This window comes from Stutzerimonas sp. NM35 (assembly GCF_054604355.1).
Window position 1 is genome coordinate 3,327,836 of record NZ_CM137728.1, and the last position, 19,680, is coordinate 3,347,515.

Here is a 19,680-nt window from a genome sequence, read left to right on the forward strand (position 1 = left end):
TACAAAGGCACAACAGCGACCAGAAACCCCGAAACAGGGGCAGCAAAAGAAAAAGCGGGTAGATTTGTGCGTAGATTATTTACCGCACACTAGATAAAGCCTTATATCACGCCACTTTCAGCGCACAGTTCGATTCCGTCCCTGGCACCACTCATTCTTTTCGAGCGGTGTCGAAACCACCCGAAAGCCCCAAGAAACCGGCCTTTGAGCCGGTTTTTTGTTGCCTGCAATTCCCCTCCCTTCCCTTGCAAGCCAAACATTTAGGGACATCTTTGGGGCCAATCTCACTGATGGCCAAGGCCTGTACCTGGAGGTTATGCCCAACAGTTCCCGGCTGTGGCGCTTTAAGTACCGTCACGCCGACAAGGAGAAGCGCCTTGTTCTGGGCCGGCATAGCCCACGGCGACAACGACGAAAACCACGACACCTACAGCCATGCCACCTACCTCAATCAGCGTCGGAAAATGATGCAGGCCTGGGACGATTCTATAGACGCACTATGCGCTGGCGCCAACTTGGTGAGCATCAAGCGCAAGGCCTGACCCTCCCATTGCACGGGTGAGAGTTTCGTTCTTACCGGGCGGCCAGCTGTAGTCTTTTCCTGCATTGCAGGTAAAGCCATCACTCCACGTACCGCTCGAGTGCAGTCCGGGTTAATTCCGGGAGTCTCCCGGTATTCCAGGTATCTACGCCGTTTATTCCCAAGCAATCACGACGCGGTTGGAGAGCAGCCAAAACGGCCCGTATACTGGCCCTTTATACTTTTCACTGTACCTTTAACCAGTATGAGCTTGAGCATGATGGCTAAACGCACGGGCCGAGTAGCGGTAACGCGGGTGATAGACGAATGGGCAGCCACCCAAACGCTCAATCCGCGCACCCTTGCCTTCGAAATGGCCGACGCGCTTCGCTCGATGAGCCAATCCGGCGCGACCATCCCACGCGACAAGGCGACGATTGTCGGCGTTGCGAGCGATGAAGGCGGGCCTGATGAACTTCCTTGGCACTCGCTGGCTGATTACTTCGACAATTTCGGCAGTGGCGGTACCCATAATCGAATCATCACGCATCACGGTGAATGCGCACCTACCGCCTTGCTGCTGGAAAGATCATGGGTTGAAAGCCTAACAGCCGAGGCTGTGGCGCGGGCTGAAGTCGCAGCCGGTTACGTGCAAGCCCTGCCCAGCGTACCCCAAACAGGTGGCGCCGCAGCCTTGGGGTACTACCAGCCGGAAGCCCCCTCCGGTAGCGCGCCTGAGTGCCTGAAGGCACGAGAGGCGCGACTGCGGCGCGAGGGTGAAGCCAGCGCTGCTGAACAGCTAGATGCCTTACTCGCCAAGCTGGCTAAAGCAGAACGGGAGGCGGCTCTTTTGCGTGCTGAGAATGCAACCCTCAAGGCACAGGTAAGCCAAGAGCAGGAAAGCAGCGAGAGCTTGCGCCGCGAGCTGAGCGAATCAGAGCGAGAGCGCGGCAAGCAGGCTGAGCAGCGCATCGAGGCCGAACAGGCAGCGATAGAAGCGAAGCAGAAGACCGAGGCCGCAGTAGCAACCTTCAGTCACCTGGAAGGCTCGCTGAAGCGCGTTGCGAGCCTGTTCAGCGTCACGCAAGCCATACCGGCACAAGGTACCGGCCTTACGTTCCCCTATGCCACCAAGGAGCTGGAAGCCATGCGCGCCGCCATGGTGAAGTACTGGGAAGGTTACACCCCCGAAAAACGCCAACCGACACAAAAGTCCATTGCCCTAACCTTGGGCGAGCTGCTGGACCTCCCGCAGCAAGCCAACGGCGATGCGGCGCGAAAGGCCATAGTCCTGGCGTCAGCCATCAAGCCAGACACCCTCCTGGATCGCTGATAGCACGGGGTGACAGTAGCGGCTGACACTATGTCGCCCCTAGCTGTCACCCACCCCACCTCCCGAAGCTGTGCCCATGTTTCCAACGCCACCCAAGGAGGCGAAAACATGGCCGCACAAGCCCAAGCAGTACCAGCAGAAAACCCTCGCCGATTCATCAAGCTGCGTGATGCCAAAGCGCAGACAACCCTATCCTGCTCCGAGATTTACCGCCGCATAGCCGCCGACCGGTTCCCGAGACAGGTAATGCTCGGTCCGAAGTCTGCTGTATGGCTTGCATCCGAAGTCGATGCCTGGTGCGAAGCGCAAATTGCTGAGCGCGAGGTTTCCGTATGAATGCGGTCAAGCTGGTCCACCACCAGGGCGAACAGCGGGTAGACAGCCGTGTAATTGCTGAGCAACTGGGCGTGCAACACAAGAACACCATTACCTTGATAGAAAAGCACGCGAAGCACTTCGAGCGGTTTGGACTTCTTCCGTTTCAAACGGAGGCAGTGAAGGTGGCCGGTGCCCGCGGAGCAAAGCATCACCGCTTCGCCCTGCTGAATGAGGATCAGGCCTACTTCCTTCTGTCACTGACCAAGAACACCACCCACGTTGTCGAGCTGAAAGTCAGGCTGGTGATGGCTTTCCGCGAGGCCCGGTATGGCAACGCGTGCCAAGTGCTGGCGGCCCGCAAGGAGGAAGCCAGCAAATCTGGACGCCGGCTAGCTCACTGGCGCTACGATAAACTTGGTGTGCATCAGCACGTCGCCAATCTGCGAGAGCAGCTGAAGCTGCCGATCGACCTGGATGGCTTGGCCTATGACCAGCAGTGAGCGGGTGACCGCGGCTCCACAACAGTAGGAGCACCGCCCATGAAGCATTCGCACGCCATCAATCCGTCCGCACTCTCCATCCGTGCTGCCGCGCACAAGGCCATGGCCTTTGCTGCCCTGCGCGCCAACTCCAGCCTTGCAACTCGCCTTTCTCGCTACAACGCTCATATGCGGCGCGCTCGTGCCCTCAAACCCATGAATGTTGGAGGTTGAAATGAATACTGCAGACAGGCTGGCTCACCAAGATCGTACCGTTCTCCTGCCCCGCCTTCGCCAGCGTGTAAAGGCGGCCAAACCGGCAGAGGTACGTGAAATCTATGGCTTCAAGATTCTAAGTGACAAAGTCCAAGGATATTTTGTGCTGGGGACGGCCTCGAACGGCGAAGAGCTGGAACCGGTTGGACCACTTCCGAATGAAGATCAAGCCACAAAGGTAATTGCCAACATCAGGGAGTACTTTCCTGATGAGCAGTATCGAATCGCTCTTCGAGAAGTTAAGTTCAAAGGGCAGTTCGACCTCAGCCAGCAGCGGCAGTCGGCAATGCTCCGTGTACGTGGACGATTGAACGCGGCCTATGCCGAGCGCCACGGTCTTTTCCGTATTATCGACGGCTGGACGTACGCCTATTACGTCAAGCTGAGATCAGTTGGTTTGGCACATGAGTTAGTTGGTTACGCTGATAGTGATGGCGAATTTCCGACCTATGTCACTCATGGCATTGACCCTACCAAGTCCGAAAAAGCCACTCCTGTCGGCGTCCTTGGCCCATTCGAACATGAGGAGGAGGCAGAGGCCGCACTCTTGGCTATCGCGAAGCTGTTTCCGGAAGAGTCGTTCGATATCCACCGCTCGCAAATCGCCAGTGCCATCTGTCTGCCGATGAAGCTGCCGAAGGAGCAGGAGATTGCCCGCCAGAAGGTCGTGGCGCTTTTGTCGCGCTGGCGTCGTGGCTACTACACGGTAATGACAACGCTCGGTGAGTTTGGTCCTTTTCCGGACGCTGAGGTGATGAGTGATGTGGTGGACCGCCTGGATGCGCGGTTTCCTGATGCCGTCTCCTTTACTCGCAAACGTGGACGTGCTGCTGCTCTGGCCAGCGATGCGGAGCTGGACGCCAAATACGCCAAAACTCTCGAAAAACTCGCCGCCATTGGCGACCTGGCTGCGGCGACTCGCGAGGATCATGCCTCTGAGCCTCGCCGACTGGCTATAGCCAAGGAGTAATCCATGACGAACTTCCCTCCCCGCCAAATGGCGGGGGCGGGCTTGGCTTGCCTGGAAAAAGTGCTAAGCCGGCTCGACAAAGTGAAAGCGAATAGTCCTGGCAAGTGGAAAGCCTGCTGCCCGGCCCATAATGACCGCGATTCAGGCCTGAGCACCCGCGAAGTTGAGGATGGCAAGGTGCTCTTGCACTGCTGGGCAGGCTGCGACGCCGAGAGCATCACCGCAACCATAGGCTTGAACAGCCGCACTGTCATGATCACACTCACAACCCCGGAAGCGTTCGCTTGCCGGTTTTTTTGTTTCTGCTGCAAGGCAACCCAACACGCAACCTAGGCCCGTACAGCCGAAAGCCAGAGGCTCCTTCAGTTCACAGATCCTTTCCGATGTTGCCCGTGCGCGTTCTATTGCAAGCCTGGGTCACGTTTAAGCTCGCAAGGCCACCCTGCAGCGGAGGGGTGATGGCAAAAAGGACAGGCAAGGAGGCTAATGCCGGTCAGATAAGGCTTCAGTCGGATGGGTCGCGCACAGGCTGAACAACCACGCCGATGCCCTGTGGGAGCGGACTTGTCCGCGAGCTTTGCTTTTCTGCCTTAGCACGCAGCCCCCGCCAAAAGCTCGCGGGCAAGCTCCCTCCTACAGAAGCGCCTACCACGCACAACAGGTTTACGGGTACATAACCAAGTGGAAATGCCAGTCAGCTTATCTGACCAGCATTAGGCAGGAAGCACTTTTGTTTTGGGGACATTTTTTTGGGGCATCGACTGGCATACAAACTGAGCGACACAGAAATATTTAGCTCTACAGCGACCGGTTCGATTCCGTCCTTGGGCACCACTCATTCTTTTCTGCTCGCCAAGGCGCTGCGGCCAACTCGGTCCGCCCCTTGTCTCGCCAAAGCACCGCCGTGCCTGATCGCGCGAGCAATTCTAGGCTAGGCTTGCATCGGATAATTTGAAATAGCCAGTGGGCACCTTATTCCAATAACAATAAATGTCAGCTATGGAGCGCAAAGCAGTGCGCAGATTTTTCTCGAGCTTATCGATCTGGCTGATGCTGGCCGCCGTGCCGGTGATGGCTGAGCAGTGGACATTCGTGACCGAGGACTTCCCGCCCTTTACCCATCCTGCCGAAGATGTCGGCAGCCTGGAGGTCGGTGTGCTGGCGGGTGGGCCGCTGGTGGAAATCGTGCAAAGTGCCTGTGCGCGCCTCGACCGGGAATGCCCGATCATGCTGCACCCCTGGCAACGGGCGCTGCGGATGGCCGAACAGGGCGAGGCGGATGGCATTTTCACCGTGATTCGCTCCCCCGACCGCGAGCGCGCATTTCATATCAGCCGCATGCTGGTGATGTCGCGCTACAGCGTCTTCGCCCGTGACGACAGCAATTTCATTTTCTCTGACCCGGATGATCTGATGGGTCGGACGGTAGGGGTCTACGGACCGTCCGGCACATCCTGGGTGCTGTCCGAACACCTCAAGTCCATCGCCGACGTGCGCATCCACCTGACCCTGAACAACCGGCGCCTGTTGAACATGCTGCAGTCGGGGCGCTTCGGCAAGGAAGGGCTGGCGGTGGTCAATCAGGATGTGGCCTGGCATCTGATCGAGGATGAACAACTCGACGGTCTGCGCGAGGCAGGCGAGCTTGCGGTGGTTCACTACGGCATCGGCCTGTCGCGGAAGCGAATCAGCGAGGAGCAGTTCCAGGCGTTCGAACAGGCTCTGGATGCGGCCATTGCCGATGGCACCGTGCCGAGAATACTGCGCCGCTATCAGCTTGAAGCCGCTTCTCCCTAGGTTCGACTCGACTCTGCCGGATCAACGCTCGCCAAACTGCGCTGCCGCACTCCTGGTGAGTATTTGGCGACAAACAACCGTCTACTCTCTGAGCGGCGGCCTCACTTCATGCCTCATGACGCCGCCCCATTCACCAGCCAGAGACCAGACGCCCGATGGAATCCCAGAACAAGCTGCCCAAGGCCATCATTCTCTTTCCCGTTTTCATCCCTGCCGTAGTGGTCACGCTGCTGCTGGTGATCGGCACCATCAGCAACCCTGAACTGGCCGGCGAGCTGTTCAGCGAGACGCTGGCGTTCATCACCCGTTCGTTCGGCTGGTTCTACATGCTGGCGGTGGCCTTTTTCCTGGTCTTCATCGTCGGCATCGCGCTGACCAAGTGGGGCAACATCAAGCTCGGGCCGGACCATGCCGAGCCGCAGTACAGCTTTCCGGCCTGGTTCGCCATGCTGTTTTCCGCCGGCTACGGCATCGCGTTGCTGTTCTTCGGCGTAGCCGAGCCGGTGCTGCACTATTCGACGCCTCCGGTCGGCGCGCCGGAAACCGTGGATGCCGCCAAGCAGGCGATGCAGATCGCCTTTTTCCACTGGGGTTTCCATATCTGGGCAATCTACGGCCTGACCGGCCTGGCGCTGGCGTACTTCTCCTTCCGCCACGGCCTGCCACTGTCGATGCGCTCGGCGCTGTATCCGATCATCGGCGAGCGCATCCACGGCCCCATCGGACACGTAGTGGACGTATTCGCCATCCTCGGCACGCTGTTCGGCATCGCCACCACTCTGGGCCTGTCGGTCACCCAGATCAACGCCGGCCTGAACTACCTGTGGCCGCAGATTCCCGTCAGCACCACAGTGCAGATCATTTCCATCGTGGTGATCACCGCCCTGGCGACCTGCTCGGTGGTGGCCGGCATGGACAAGGGCATCAAGAACCTGTCGCTGCTGAACATGACGCTGGCGATCCTGCTGATGCTGTTCGTGTTCATCGTGGGGCCGACCATCTTCATTCTGGAAACCTTCCTGCAGAACACCGGCAGCTACCTGAACAACATCATCGAGCGCACCTTCAACCTGCAGGCCTACACGCGCAGCGACTGGATCGGCAACTGGACGCTGTTCATCTTCGGCTGGACCATCGCCTGGTCGCCGTTCGTGGGTCTGTTCATCGCCAAGATCAGCCGTGGCCGGACCATCCGCCAGTTCGTCTTCGGCGTGATGTTCGTGCCGACGATCTTCACCTTTCTCTGGTTCTCCATCTTCGGCGACACGGCGCTGCACCTGATCATGGTCGAGGGCTATACGGAGCTGATCGGCGAGGTGCAGAGCGACCATGCCATCGCACTGTTCAAGCTCTTCGAGCACCTGCCGCTGTCCTCCATCACCTCGTTCGTCGCAGTGGTGCTGATCGCCACTTTCTTCGTCACCTCCGCCGACTCCGGTGCGCTGGTGATCGACTCGCTGGCCGCTGGCGGCGTGGCACAGACGCCCGTCTGGCAACGGGTGTTCTGGGCGACCACGGCGGGCTTCGTCGCTATCGCCCTGTTGGTGGCCGGCGGCCTGAGTGCCTTGCAGACCATGGCGATCACCAGCGCGCTGCCGTTCGCCGTCATCATGATCATCGCGGCGCTGGGCATGTGGCGGGCACTGGTAATCGAGGGCCATCACGAAGTCAGCCTGCAGAACCACATGCACGGCAGCCGGCTGGCCAGCAATGCCGGGCCGGGCCTGTGGAAAAAGCGTCTGGCCGGACTGGTCAACTTCCCCAGCCGCGAAGAGGCAGAAAACTTCATCGCCACCAGCGTCATCAAGGGCATGCGCCGAGTACAGCGCGCCTTGACCGAACAGGGCTGGCCAGCTGAAGTGCATACCGACGAGCACAACTCGCGGGTTTATCTGGAAGTCATCAAGGAAAACCAGGTCGATTTCATCTACGAGATCCGTCTGGTCGGCTATGCCATGCCCTCCTTCGTGCTCACCGAGGACCCGGACACCAACGAACAGTATTACCGCGCCGAGGTCTTCCTGCGCCGTGGCGGTCAGTCCTATGACGTCTACGGTTATGACCAGCAGGACATCATCAGTGACATTCTCGACCAGTTCGAGAAGTACCTGAACTTCCTGCATATCTCGCCCGGCAGCCTGCCGTGGAAGATGGAGGAGCACGATGAGATGCTCAACAACGAACCGGAAGTACCGAAGCCCGAAACCTGATACGGCCAAACCCTGCAAATTCATCTATATAGATAGGAGACGATCCGCCGCACCGCTGTCCGAGCCCTCGATCACGCAGTGACCAACCGGTCACGCTCATGTCGGGGGCGTCGTGCTTGGCGCATGCCGCCGCCCATGCTAGGTTTGCGCCCCGCCAGGAAGGCGAGCAGTCAGCCGGAGCGCAATCAATACAGAATCAGGCCCGGCAAAGCGCAGGGTCTGAGAAGAGGAAGTTCAATGGCCGAGGCCATACCTGCACTGGAAATCCGCAACCTGCACAAGCGCTACGGCGAGCTGGAGGTTCTCAAGGGTATTTCGCTGACGGCGCGCGACGGTGACGTCATCTCCATTCTCGGCTCGTCCGGTTCGGGAAAGTCCACCTTCCTGCGCTGCATCAACCTGCTGGAAAACCCTCACGAGGGCGAGATCCTGGTCGCCGGCGAGCAACTCAGGCTCAAGCGCGCCAAAGACGGCGATCTGGTCGCGGCGGACGCAAAGCAGATCAACCGGATGCGCAGCAAACTCGGTTTCGTGTTCCAGAATTTCAACCTCTGGCCGCATATGAGCGTGCTCGACAACATCATCGAGGCGCCGCGCCGGGTACTCGGCCAGAGCAAGGCCGAGGCGACGGAAGTCGCCGAAGCGCTGCTGGCCAAGGTCGGCATCGCCGACAAGCGCCACGTCTATCCCAACCAGCTTTCCGGCGGCCAGCAACAGCGTGCGGCCATCGCCCGCACCCTGGCGATGCAGCCGAAGGTGATCCTGTTCGACGAGCCCACCTCGGCGCTGGACCCGGAAATGGTACAGGAAGTGCTTGCAGTGATTCGCTCGCTCGCCGAAGAGGGGCGCACCATGCTGCTGGTCACCCATGAGATGAATTTCGCCAAGCAGGTCTCCAGCGAAGTGGTTTTCCTCCACCAGGGTCTGGTCGAGGAGCAAGGAACGCCCGAGCAGGTATTTGACAACCCGCAATCGGCGCGCTGTAAACAGTTCATGTCCAGCCATCGTTAATGGAGCAACACCGCATGAAAAGCTATAAGAAGATACTGCTGACCGCCGCTGCATCCCTGATCATCGGCACCCAGGCATTCGCTGCGGAAAAACTGCGCATCGGCACCGAAGGCGCCTACCCGCCCTTCAACCTGATCGACGCCAGCGGCCAGGTCGTCGGCTTCGACCTGGATATCTCCCACGCCCTCTGCGCCAAGATGGAAGTGGAATGCGAAGTGGTGACCTCCGACTGGGACGGCATCATTCCGGCCCTGAACGCGCGCAAGTTCGACTTCCTCGCGGCCTCCATGTCGATCACCGAAGAGCGCAAGAACGCCGTCGATTTCACCGACCACTACTACACCAACAAACTGCAGTTCGTAGCGCCCAAGTCAGTAGACTTCAAGGCCGACAAAGGCTACCTCAAGGGCAAGGTTATCGGTGCCCAGCGCGCGACCATCGCCGGCACCTGGCTGGAAGACAACATGGATGGCGTGGTCGAGATCAACCTCTACGACACCCAGGAAAACGCCTATCTGGACCTGGCCACCGGTCGCGTCGATGGCATCCTCGCCGACACCTTCGTGCAGTGGGAATGGCTCAAGAGCGACGCCGGCAAGGACTTCGAGTTCAAGGGCGAGCCGGTATTCGACGATGACAAGATCGCCATCGCCGTGCGCAAGGGTAACGACCAACTGCGCGAGCGCCTGAACAAGGCACTGGCCGAAATCATCGCTGACGGCACCTACAAGCAGATCAACGACAAGTATTTCCCGTTCAGCATCTACTGATCCAACCGAACCGAAGCCCGGTCGCCACCTTTTCTGGCGGACCGGGCTTCGGTGTTTGAGCTTCTATGATTCCCGACCTTCACGGATTCGGTCCGGCGCTGCTCGCCGGCACCTGGATGACCATTCAACTGGCCCTGGCGTCGCTGGCGCTGGGGCTGGTGCTCGGCCTGCTCGGCGCACTGGCCAAGACCTCACCTTACGTAGCCGTGCGCTGGATCGGCGGCACCTACTCGACCATCGTGCGCGGCGTCCCGGAGCTGATCTGGGTGCTGCTGATCTACTTCGGCACCATCAACCTGGTGCGCTGGATCGGCACTCTGGTGGGCATCGACGATCTCGCCCTGAGTCCCTTCGCCGCCGGCACCATCGCCCTGGGCCTGTGCTTCGGCGCCTATGCCACGGAAGTCTTCCGCGGCGCGCTGCTGGCGATCCCCAAGGGCCATCGCGAAGCCGGGCTGGCGCTGGGCCTGGGCAAGCCGCGAATCTTCCTGCGCCTGATCCTGCCGCAGATGTGGCGCCTGGCCCTGCCGGGGCTGGGCAACCTGTTCATGATCCTGATGAAGGACACCGCACTGGTCTCGGTGATCGGCCTGGAAGAAATCATGCGCCGCTCGCAGATCGCCGTAACCGCCAGCAAGGAGCCCTTCACCTTCTTCCTGGTCGCCGCCTTCATCTACCTCGGGCTGACGGTGATCGCCATGATCGCCATGCACTTCCTTGAAAAACGCGCTGGCCGCGGCTTCAGCAGGAGCGCCGCATGACCTGGGAAATCTTCATCAAGTGGCTGCCGAGCTTCCTCGACGGCGCCTGGCTGACGCTGCAACTGGTCGGTGTTTCGGTCATCGCCGGGTTGATCCTCGCCCTGCCGCTGGGCATTGCCCGCTCCTCGCGCCATCTCCCGGTGCGCGCACTGCCCTACGCCTATATCTTCTTCTTCCGTGGTACGCCGCTGCTGGTACAGCTGTTCCTGGTCTACTACGGGCTGGCGCAGTTCGATGTGGTACGCCAGAGCGCGCTCTGGCCCTACCTGCGCGATCCCTACTGGTGCGCCATCATCACCATGACCATGCACACCGCCGCCTATATCGCCGAGATCATTCGCGGCGCGATCCAGAACGTGCCCGCCGGTGAAGTCGAAGCGGCCCGTGCGCTGGGCATGTCGCGCAGCCAGACGCTGTGGCACATCATCCTGCCACGCGCCACGCGTATCGGCCTGCCGGCCTACAGCAACGAAGTGATCCTGATGCTCAAGGCCAGCGCCCTGGCCAGCACCATCACCCTGCTGGAGCTGACCGGCATGGCGCGCAAGATCGCCGCGCGCACCTACCTGCATGAGGAAATGTTCCTCACCGCCGGCCTGATCTATCTGGTCATCGCCTTCGTCCTGATGCAGGGCTTCAAGCTGCTGGAGCGCTGGCTGCGGGTGGATGCCTGCCAGGGGCGCTAAGCCGCACGACCTGTAGGATGGATCACGCTTCACCGGGTGGCGCCCCACCGGGGCGTCCCATCGAACGGAGCCACGGTGGATGTAAAAAGCGACATCCACCCTACGATGAAATGCCGCCCTGCGACTGTTGTCAGAGACACATCGGAGCCAACACGAGATCACCCATGTCCGTTGATATCCAACGCATCCAGATGGACCAACTCGCCTGCTGGCGCATTCGCCGTGGCGACGACGAGCTGCTGGTCGCCGAACAGGGCGCACAGGTGCTCAGCTACCGCCAGGGCGATACGCCGGTCATCTGGCTCAGCGAGCAGGCGGCCTTCCAGCAAGGCCAGTCGGTACGCGGCGGCGTGCCAGTGTGCTGGCCCTGGTTCGGTGATCTGAAACGCAATCCCGAAGACGTGCAGGCGGCGTACCGGGGCGAGACCGAAGCACCCTTCCACGGCCTGGTACGGAGCCTGGACTGGCAATTGGAGCAGCAACGCTGCGAGGGCGACACCGGCATATTGGAATTCAGCTGTCCGCAGGCACTGGGTGCGCTGCCGGGCTGGCCACATCGGGTGGAACTGAAACTTCAGATTCGCCTGGACGAGCGCCTGCACATCAGCCTGACCAGCCGCAACCTGGACGATCAGCCCGTGGCCATCAGCCAGGCGCTGCACAGCTATTTCGCCATCGGCGATATCCATCAGGTATCGGTGCAAGGCCTGGATGGCAAGCGCTATATCGAAACCCTGGAAAACTGGCAGCAGCGCCAGCAGCAAGGCAATCCCAGGATCGAAGGCGAGACCGACCGCATTTACCTCGACCTGCCGTCCAGGCTCGCCCTGCGGGACCCCGCCAGCAACCGCCGCATCACACTGGAAACCGGCGGCTCGCACTCGGCGATCCTGTGGAATCCCTGGATCGCCAAGGCGCAGCGCCTCTCGCAATTCGCCGACGACGCCTGGCAGCGCATGCTCTGCATCGAAACCGCCAACGTCATGGATGACCGAATCCGTCTCGAAGCCGGTGCCAGCCATACCCTCGCGGTTTCCATCGGCAGCGAGTCTATCTAGGGAGTGTTTCAGTCTCTGTAGGGCCGAATTTATTCGGCCACCGGCGCGCGCAGATGTACGCAAGGCCGAACAAGTTCGGCCCTACGGGACTTTTCAAAACCCTCTTCCAGTACGAAAAGACGGGCTCCGTAAACGGCGCCCGTTCTAAGCGCCCAGCAGTTTCAGCCGCTCTTCGAGCAACGCCGGAAACCGCTTGAACCAGGTCTGGTTCAGCGGCGACGGGTGCGGCAACGGATAGAGCCGGAAGCTGCGCGCCGCACCGTCCTCGGCCTGCAACTCGACCTCGATGGAGGCGCTGAAGCGGTCCTCGCGCTGCCAGAATTGCTCGAGTCGCTGGCGCACTGCCGCGGGCTGGTCGATGCCGAACCAGAGAAAGGCTTCGCGCCCCAGGGTGACGATCGCCTCGCCGTGCCAGCTTTCGACCAGCAACTGGCGCATCAGCGGATGAAAGCGACGCTTGACCTTCATCGACCAAGCCTTGTTGCCGGTGGGCTTGTACGGCACGGTATTGATCCAGAAGAAGCGCGTGCCCAGCTCACGCCCGGCCTCGAAGTCGGGCATCGGCTCGCCGTGCAGGTGGCGATAAAGCGCCTTGCGTACGATCTGCCCGCCGCTGCCGATGAAAGGCTCGCCATGGCGAACTTCTTCCCGCCCCGGATCGCGACCGAAGAAGGCAATCGGCGCACCGGCATCGCCCAGCCCGATGATCGGCTCCAGCGGGTCCTTGCCGAAGCGCCGATACGCTTCGAGATCGATACCTTCGGTCTGCGCGGCAAGCGTGCGAAAGGCTTGGCGTTGCTCTTCGTCGATCGGCATGGCAGCTGCTCCGGCAAGTCGGTTACAGGTCGTCTTCCGCGACCAGCTCCACCCGCTCGGCTGACAGCGCATAAGCGGCATCGGCCATATCGTTGCTGACCGGTTCGATGTCCAGGGTGCCGTCGACCCACAATGGTGCGTAGATATCCTCCAGCGCTATCCCCTGCGGGTAGCGCACCAGCACGATCTGGTTCGGCGGCGGTGGCGGCACGTGAATGCAGGCGCCGGGATAGGGCACCAGGAAGAATTCGATGCTGCGCCCGCGACTGTCGCTTTCCAGCGGCACCGGATAGCCGCCCAAGCGAATGCTCCTGCCATCGAGGGCGGGCACGGTCTTGGCCGAATACATCACCGCCGGGAGGCCCTCGCTCTGCTTCAGGCCGCCCTGGTCGCTGAAACCATCGGCCTCGGGCGAGTCGTGCTCGATTTCCGGCATGGCCTCCAGCGCCTGTCGATCCTCTTCCGGCATCAGTTCAAGCCAGTCCAGTTCGGCGGGCGCGGCCTGAATGGTCAGCGGCAGGGCAATCAGTAGAGACAGACAGAAACGACGCATGGAGCAGCACACTCGAAATAGGGGGCTAAGGATAGTCCGTAGGGCCGAATTCATTCGGCCACGGCTCAGCAGACCGAATGAATTCGCCCTCTACAACCTGCATCGGCAGAGGCCATGCAGGTCGCAGGATCGATTGGATGAAAGCGTAATCCGCCAGAGCGGTCGAGTCGACTGGGGTTCACTAGTGCTTGCGCCCAGTCACCATGCCATAGATCACCAGCAGGATGATCGCGCCGATCACGGCGCCGATAAAGCCCGCGCCTTCGCCCGCCTCGTACAGCCCCAGCGCCTGCCCGCCGTAGCTGGCCAGCAGCGAGCCGCCGATACCCAGCAGGATGGTCATGATCCAGCCCATGCTATCGTTGCCGGGTTTCAGGAAACGCGCGATAAGCCCCACGATGAGGCCGATGATGATGGTTCCGATGATGCCCATGGGCAGTCCCCCTCAAGTCCGAAAAAATGGCTGTTACCCTTCTTCGGACCGGGAGCGAGCCGGCCAGTTCGCGCCGGCGGCCCGGGAACAGGCCTGTCAGCCTCGCTCGATCAGTGTTTCCACGGCGGTGATCTGCCGGTCCAGGGTCGCGCGGTCCGGACAGCGCAGGGTGGCGTGGCCGACCTTGCGTCCGGCCTTGAACGCCTTGCCGTAATGATGCAGGTGGCAATCCTCGACGGCGATGACCTTGGCCACTGGCGGCACTTCGCCGATGAAATTCAGCATGGCGCTTTCGCCCAGCTTGGCGGTCGAGCCCAGCGGCAGGCCGGTAATGGCCCGCAGATGGTTCTCGAACTGGCTGCACTCGGCACCTTCGATGGTCCAGTGCCCGGAGTTGTGCACGCGCGGCGCGATTTCGTTGGCCTTGAGCCCGCCGTCGATCTCGAAGAATTCGAAGGCCAGCACGCCGACATAATCCAGCTTGGCCAGCACGCGGCTGGCGTAATCCTCGGCCAGCGCCTGCAGCGGATGGCTGCTACTGGCTACCGAGAGCCGCAGAATGCCATCCTCATGGGTGTTGTGCACCAGCGGGTAGAAGCAGGTCTGGCCATCACGAGCGCGCACGGCAATCAGCGAAACCTCGCCGGTGAAGGGCACGAAGCCCTCGAGAATGCAGGGCACGCTGCCCAGCTCGGCGAAGGCGTCGGTGACGTCATCCAGCTTGCGCAGCACCTTCTGTCCCTTGCCGTCGTAACCCAGGGTGCGGGTCTTGAGCACCGCCGGCAGACCGATACGGGCGGCGGCGGCATCCAGATCACCCTGCGACAGGACATCGGCGAACTCGGGAGTCGGAATGCCCAGCTCTTTGAGCATGGATTTCTCGAACCAGCGATCACGGGCGATGCGCAGTGCCTCGGCGCTGGGGAACACCGGCACGAACTGCGACAGGAAAGCTACCGTTTCAGCCGGTACGCTCTCGAACTCGAAGGTCACCAGATCCACTTCGTCGGCCAGCTGGCGCAGGTGATCCGGATCGCCGTAATCGGCCCGCAGATGCTCGCCCAGCGCGGCGGCACAGGCATCCGGCGCGGGATCGAGGAAAGCGAAGTTCATCCCCAGCGGCGTACCCGCCAGAGCCAGCATGCGACCCAGCTGGCCGCCACCGATTACGCCGATCTTCATTTACGCGTTCCTCGGGTCCGGGTTGTCGAGCACGGTTTGCGTCTGCTCATCGCGGAATTGCTTCAGCGCGGCGTGATATTCGGGGAATTCGTGGCCGATGATGCTGGCCGACAGCAATGCGGCGTTGACCGCACCGGCCTTGCCGATGGCCAGCGTGGCGACCGGCACGCCTGCCGGCATCTGCACGATGGACAGCAGCGAATCGACGCCCGAAAGCATCGACGATTGCACCGGCACGCCCAGCACCGGCAGATGGGTCTTGGCCGCGCACATGCCCGGCAGATGTGCCGCGCCACCAGCGCCGGCGATGATCACGCGCAGCCCGCGTTCTTGCGCCTGCTCGGCGTACTGGAACAGCAGATCGGGCGTGCGGTGCGCGGACACCACGGTGACTTCATGGGGAATACCGAGCTTTTCCAGCATTTCGGCGGTGTGGCTGAGGGTGGACCAGTCGGACTTGGAGCCCATGATCACGCCTACCAGTGCGGTCATCGTCGTGCCTCTTCGTTGTGCGCCGCGCGGCGCTACAAAACCGACGAGCCACGCATCGGCAGCGTGGCTCGCATTCAGGGCAAACCAACGAACGCGCTGGTTTGAAGGCGCGGCATTATACCGGAAAGCCACGAAAGTCGCGCCTACAGCCTGGCAGGTGCATGGCAGACAGCTCCGCCGCAATGGCGCCAGCGCCGAACCACATCCAGGCTTGGTATGCTCACCGCGTACTGTAATCGGAGGTGCCGTGTTCTCATTGAAGCGCCAGGGCGATTTCCGCCTGCAATTGACTCGCACGCTGACCAAGCCAGGTCGGCATCGGGTCGAGCTATATCTGTTCACGCCCCATGAGACCACCTTCTCCACCCGCACCCTGACCGAGGAGCAGTTCTTTCACAGCGCCCTGGTCCATCGCTTCCGCCTGCTGGGCCTGCCGACCCAGGACCGGGCCAGCAAGCTGGACACCTCCTTTTCCCTGCTTTCGCCGCACTACGAAATCTTGCACGGCGCCTGGTTCTTCCAGTACCAGGCGTCCCTGGACCGTCTGCGTCAGCAGTTTCAGGGCAAGGCGAGCGCCGAGCCGCTGGCGCGCGCCCTGCGCCTCAGCCAGAACTTCGCCCAGCGCCTGCGCAAGGCAGAGCCAAAGGGGAGCAAGCAATCACGCTATTTCCGCCAGTTGAACATCTACTTTTCCTGGCTGGCCGAGCAGTTCCTGCTGGAAAGCATGACTCTGGAAGGCTACGACGCGCTTGATGACGATCTGAAGCTGGCAGTGCAGGAATTCCTGCAGCAGGAGCGGCGCTACCGCGCCGAACGCGACTACCTCGGTGACTTCAAGGGCGCGCCGACTCGCGTGTGGAACCGCATGAGCCTCTATCTGCGGCTGCTGGAGTACCCGGTGGTGCTGCGCCAGAAGATCATCGAACTGGGCGCCGGCACCCGCAAGCTGGTGAAGGCGGCGTCCACCATGCTGATCATGTCGCTGTTCACCTATTTCCTGTTCAACGTGCGCGACGCCAGCCAGAAACTGTCCCTGGCGCTGCTGGTGGGTATCGCGCTCATCTATGCGGTGCGCGATCTGCTGCGCGATGACCTGATCGACACCGTCACTCGCTGGCTGCGCAAGGGCAAGCCGCGCTGGAAGCTGCGCCTGCTGATGCCCTACACCCAGAAATTGATGGCCCAGCAGTTGGTCTGGCTCGATTACCGCAGGCTCTCCGAACTGAGCAAAGCGGTGCGCGAACATTCGGGAAAATGGGCGACCAACGAGGAGCGGCAGATCGTCTGCTACCGCTCACGGCTGATACTGGACAAGGCAGCCCTGACCCAGGACGAAATCCAGGAGCGCCTGATTCTGGATTTCGAGCCGTTGTCCGCGCTGATCCAGGCCAGTCACCAGCAGCTGTTCGAGTGGAAGCGAGAAGAGGGTCAGCCACCGGTCGTTCAGGCTCACACCATCGAAAAGCAGCACGACTACAACCTGCTGGTGGTGTGCCGACAGCCGGGGCAGGAGGAACCCCTGGCGCAACGCTGGACACTGCGGCTGGGCGCCGCCGGCATCGTGCGCTGCGAGAACAAGTCGGTGGCCTGGCCCGAATCATCGCCACGGCGGAGCCTGTGGCGGCGGGGCCGATGATGCTGTTACTGGCGGGCCTTGAGCAGAGTCTCGATCTCGTCGCAGGTGAGCACCTTGCCCACCGACACCACCTCGTCGTCGATGGCCAGCGCTGGAGTCGACATCACGCCGTGGGCAGCGATCTCGGCAAAGTCGGTGACTTTGACCACATCGGCCTGCCGCCCGAGACGGGTCAGCGCCGCGTGAGTGTTTTCGGTGAGTGTCACGCACTTCTTGCAGCCTGAACCAAGGACTTTGATGATCATGATGCTTCTCTCGGGTTAGAGGAACAGGTGGGTGAAGGTGTTGAACAGGTAGCCGATCAGCATGATGCCTGACACGACGATGGCCAGAAACAGGATCAGCAACGGCGCCTTGACCACCTTCTTGAGCATGATCAGCGATGGCAGCGACAGCGCGGTTACCGCCATCATGAAGGCGAGCACGGTACCCAGGCCAACCCCCTTGGCCACCAGCGACTCAGCAATCGGCAGGGTACCGAAGATATCGGCATACATCGGTGCGCCTGCCAGGGTCGCCAGCGGCACCGACCACCAGTTGTCGCTGCCGAGCAGCGCAATGATCAGGTCCTGTGGAATCCAGTTGTGGATGGCCGCCCCGATACCCACACCGATCAGAATGTACAGCCAGACCTTGCGAATGATTTCCCCGACCTGCTCACGGGCGTAGCTCAGACGGTCGCCCAGGGTCAGCTGGTCCTGCGGCAGTTCCAGCGCCTTCTGCTGGGTGACGAAGGCTTCGACGTACTGTTCCATGCGCGCCTTGCCGATCAGGGTGCCACCGACCACCGCCAGCACAATCCCCACCACGACGTAGGCCAGGGCAATTGACCAGTTGAAGATGCTGGCCAGCAGGATCATCGACGCCAGATCGACCAGCGGCGAGGAGATCAGGAACGAGAAGGTGACTGCCAGCGGCAGACCCGAGCTGGTGAAACCGATGAACAGCGGGATCGACGAGCAGGAGCAGAACGGCGTGACCGTGCCCAGCAATGCCCCGGTGAGGTTGGCCCGGAAGCCGCGCAGGCCACCCAGAATGCGGCGAGTGCGCTCGGGTGGAAAATAGCTCTGCACCCAGGAAATGGCGAAGATCAGCACCGATAACAGGATGAATATCTTGATCACGTCATAGATGAAGAAATGCAGGCTGCCACCGAGGCGGCTGGCCATGTCCAGGCCGAACACATCTTCAACCAGCAGTTGCACCAGCCAGTGCAACCAGTCCATGCGCAGCAGTTGATCATTCAGCCATTTGAAAATATCCACGCTGCTTTCCTCAGTGATGCGCCAGCCCACGCTCATACCAGGTGCTGCTGTTGTTGATCATCTTCACCAGCCAGAGCATCACCGGCACCTCGATCAGCACTCCGACCACCGTGGCCAGCGCCGCGCCCGAGTTGAAGCCGTAGAGCACCATGGCCACCGCCACCGCCAGCTCGAAAAAGTTCGAGGCACCAATCATCGCCGCAGGCCCGGCAATATCGTGGCGAACCTTGAGTTTGCGGCACATCCAGTAGCCCAGCGCGGCGATGCAAAGGGTCTGCAACAGAATCGGCACGGCCAGCATGGCGATGATCAGCGGCTGCGCGACAATGGTCTGGCCCTGAAAGGAAAACAGCAGCACCAGCGTGGCCAGCAGGGCAAGGATGGAGAACGGGCCGATGCGTGCGAGCAAAGCTTGCAAGGCTGCTTCACCATGACGCAGCAGGCGCTTGCGAATGAACTGGGCAATCGCCAGGGGAATGACGATGTACATCACCACTGAAAGCAGCAGGGTGTCCCAGGGCACCGGGATCGACGACACACCCAGCAGCAGGGCGACGATGGGCGCGAAGGCGAATACCATCACCAGGTCGTTGATCGCCACCTGCGTCAGGGTGAAATTGGCGTTGCCGTTACACAGGTGGCTCCAGACGAAGACCATGGCCGTGCAGGGCGCCGCACCCAGCAGAATCAGCCCGGCCACGTAGCTGTCGATCTCCTCGGCCGGCAGCCAGCCGGCGAAGACATGGCGCAGAAACAGCCAGGCCATAAAGGCCATGGTGAAAGGCTTGATCAGCCAGTTGATGCTCAGCGTCACGCCAAGACCGGCGCGCTGCTCATAGACTTCGCCGATGGCGCTGAAATCGATCTTCATCAGCATCGGAATGATCATCACCCAGATCAGCAGGCCCACCGGAATATTCACCTGGGCGACCTCCAGTGCACCTACGGCCTGGGCTGTCTCTGGGGCGAACAGACCGAGCAGCGTGCCACCGATGATGCACAGAAAGACCCAGAGCGTCAGGTAACGCTCGAAAAACCCCAGAGGGGCGCCTGCAGCTTGTTTGGCGACGACTTCACACTGGCTGGACATTGCAATTTCCTGGTAACTGAGTGA

The 19,680-nt window shown here is 61.2% G+C and carries 22 protein-coding genes and 1 pseudogene; 15 read left to right on the forward strand and 8 right to left on the reverse strand.

Translation table 11 applies throughout. The features are described from left to right. Nucleotides 1-392: 392 nt before the first annotated feature. From ACYCFC_RS15355 to ACYCFC_RS15420, 14 genes and pseudogenes are all read left to right on the forward strand, one after another. Nucleotides 393-542, forward strand: a pseudogene (locus ACYCFC_RS15355) (integrase); the annotation flags it as partial. Between the two features lie 255 nt (nt 543-797). Continuing rightward, nucleotides 798-1,853 carry a hypothetical protein gene (locus ACYCFC_RS15360; protein ID WP_459652136.1) on the forward strand — a complete coding sequence of 352 codons (1,056 nt, stop codon included), beginning with the start codon at nt 798-800 and terminating at the stop codon, nt 1,851-1,853. A gap of 108 nt (nt 1,854-1,961) precedes the next feature. Further along, nucleotides 1,962-2,189 carry a helix-turn-helix transcriptional regulator gene (locus tag ACYCFC_RS15365; RefSeq protein ID WP_459652137.1) on the forward strand — a complete coding sequence of 76 codons (228 nt, stop codon included), beginning with the start codon at nt 1,962-1,964 and terminating at the stop codon, nt 2,187-2,189. Next, nucleotides 2,186-2,671: a Rha family transcriptional regulator gene (locus tag ACYCFC_RS15370; RefSeq protein ID WP_459652138.1), complete on the forward strand. Its 486-nt coding sequence runs from the start codon at nt 2,186-2,188 to the stop codon at nt 2,669-2,671. Before ACYCFC_RS15365 ends, ACYCFC_RS15370 begins: the two co-directional genes overlap by 4 nt. Before the next feature lie 39 nt (nt 2,672-2,710). Then, on the forward strand, nt 2,711-2,884 hold the full coding sequence (locus ACYCFC_RS15375; protein WP_459652139.1) for a hypothetical protein: 174 nt from the start codon (nt 2,711-2,713) through the stop codon (nt 2,882-2,884). A gap of 1 nt (nt 2,885) precedes the next feature. Beyond that, nucleotides 2,886-3,896: a hypothetical protein gene (locus ACYCFC_RS15380; RefSeq protein WP_459652140.1), complete on the forward strand. Its 1,011-nt coding sequence runs from the start codon at nt 2,886-2,888 to the stop codon at nt 3,894-3,896. Between the two features lie 3 nt (nt 3,897-3,899). Further along, nucleotides 3,900-4,229, forward strand: a complete 330-nt coding sequence (locus ACYCFC_RS15385) for a hypothetical protein (RefSeq protein WP_459652141.1) — start codon at nt 3,900-3,902, stop codon at nt 4,227-4,229. Nucleotides 4,230-4,895: 666 nt separating this feature from the next. Then, nucleotides 4,896-5,693, forward strand: coding sequence for a substrate-binding periplasmic protein (locus ACYCFC_RS15390; protein ID WP_459652142.1), 798 nt, complete (start codon nt 4,896-4,898; stop codon nt 5,691-5,693). 155 nt (nt 5,694-5,848) lie between these two features. Further along, nucleotides 5,849-7,903 carry a BCCT family transporter gene (locus ACYCFC_RS15395; protein WP_181082528.1) on the forward strand — a complete coding sequence of 685 codons (2,055 nt, stop codon included), beginning with the start codon at nt 5,849-5,851 and terminating at the stop codon, nt 7,901-7,903. A gap of 237 nt (nt 7,904-8,140) precedes the next feature. Further along, nucleotides 8,141-8,914: an ABC transporter ATP-binding protein gene (locus tag ACYCFC_RS15400; RefSeq protein ID WP_181082529.1), complete on the forward strand. Its 774-nt coding sequence runs from the start codon at nt 8,141-8,143 to the stop codon at nt 8,912-8,914. 14 nt (nt 8,915-8,928) lie between these two features. Next, a complete protein-coding gene (locus ACYCFC_RS15405) occupies nt 8,929-9,684 on the forward strand; it encodes an ABC transporter substrate-binding protein (RefSeq protein WP_181082530.1) in 756 nt (251 codons plus the stop codon). A 65-nt stretch (nt 9,685-9,749) separates the two neighbouring features. Further along, nucleotides 9,750-10,445, forward strand: a complete 696-nt coding sequence (locus ACYCFC_RS15410; RefSeq protein WP_181082531.1) for an ABC transporter permease — start codon at nt 9,750-9,752, stop codon at nt 10,443-10,445. Beyond that, on the forward strand, nt 10,442-11,131 hold the full coding sequence (locus ACYCFC_RS15415) for an ABC transporter permease (protein WP_181082532.1): 690 nt from the start codon (nt 10,442-10,444) through the stop codon (nt 11,129-11,131). Before ACYCFC_RS15410 ends, ACYCFC_RS15415 begins: the two co-directional genes overlap by 4 nt. Before the next feature lie 164 nt (nt 11,132-11,295). Beyond that, nucleotides 11,296-12,189: a D-hexose-6-phosphate mutarotase gene (locus ACYCFC_RS15420; protein ID WP_459652143.1), complete on the forward strand. Its 894-nt coding sequence runs from the start codon at nt 11,296-11,298 to the stop codon at nt 12,187-12,189. 144 nt (nt 12,190-12,333) lie between these two features. On the opposite strand, the gene ACYCFC_RS15425 is transcribed toward ACYCFC_RS15420, so the two are convergent. The 5 genes from ACYCFC_RS15425 to purE all read right to left on the reverse strand — a co-directional run bounded on the left by ACYCFC_RS15425 (nt 12,334) and on the right by purE (nt 15,665). Then, complete coding sequence (locus ACYCFC_RS15425; RefSeq protein WP_459652144.1) at nt 12,334-13,005, reverse strand: uracil-DNA glycosylase family protein; 672 nt, start codon at nt 13,003-13,005, stop codon at nt 12,334-12,336. A gap of 22 nt (nt 13,006-13,027) precedes the next feature. Beyond that, nucleotides 13,028-13,558: a DUF3299 domain-containing protein gene (locus ACYCFC_RS15430; RefSeq protein WP_459652145.1), complete on the reverse strand. Its 531-nt coding sequence runs from the start codon at nt 13,556-13,558 to the stop codon at nt 13,028-13,030. Nucleotides 13,559-13,739: 181 nt separating this feature from the next. After that, complete coding sequence (locus ACYCFC_RS15435) at nt 13,740-13,991, reverse strand: GlsB/YeaQ/YmgE family stress response membrane protein (protein ID WP_459652146.1); 252 nt, start codon at nt 13,989-13,991, stop codon at nt 13,740-13,742. A 96-nt stretch (nt 13,992-14,087) separates the two neighbouring features. After that, a complete protein-coding gene (locus ACYCFC_RS15440) occupies nt 14,088-15,173 on the reverse strand; it encodes a 5-(carboxyamino)imidazole ribonucleotide synthase (protein ID WP_181082537.1) in 1,086 nt (361 codons plus the stop codon). After that, a complete protein-coding gene (purE, locus tag ACYCFC_RS15445) occupies nt 15,174-15,665 on the reverse strand; it encodes a 5-(carboxyamino)imidazole ribonucleotide mutase (RefSeq protein ID WP_181082538.1) in 492 nt (163 codons plus the stop codon). A 247-nt stretch (nt 15,666-15,912) separates the two neighbouring features. Here purE and ACYCFC_RS15450 point away from each other — a divergent pair, with 247 nt between their 5' ends. Beyond that, nucleotides 15,913-17,301, forward strand: a complete 1,389-nt coding sequence (locus ACYCFC_RS15450; RefSeq protein ID WP_459652147.1) for a hypothetical protein — start codon at nt 15,913-15,915, stop codon at nt 17,299-17,301. A gap of 5 nt (nt 17,302-17,306) precedes the next feature. On the opposite strand, the gene ACYCFC_RS15455 is transcribed toward ACYCFC_RS15450, so the two are convergent. Genes ACYCFC_RS15455 through arsB form a run of 3 tightly spaced genes read right to left on the reverse strand, consistent with a single transcriptional unit; the run spans nt 17,307 to nt 19,656 of the window. Then, a complete protein-coding gene (locus ACYCFC_RS15455; RefSeq protein WP_256052222.1) occupies nt 17,307-17,546 on the reverse strand; it encodes a thioredoxin family protein in 240 nt (79 codons plus the stop codon). 15 nt (nt 17,547-17,561) lie between these two features. Beyond that, entirely contained in the window at nt 17,562-18,566 is a 1,005-nt protein-coding gene (locus tag ACYCFC_RS15460) for a permease (protein ID WP_459652148.1), read from the reverse strand. 10 nt (nt 18,567-18,576) lie between these two features. Then, nucleotides 18,577-19,656, reverse strand: a complete 1,080-nt coding sequence (gene arsB, locus ACYCFC_RS15465) for an ACR3 family arsenite efflux transporter (RefSeq protein WP_459652149.1) — start codon at nt 19,654-19,656, stop codon at nt 18,577-18,579. Between the last annotated feature and the right edge of the window lie 24 nt (nt 19,657-19,680).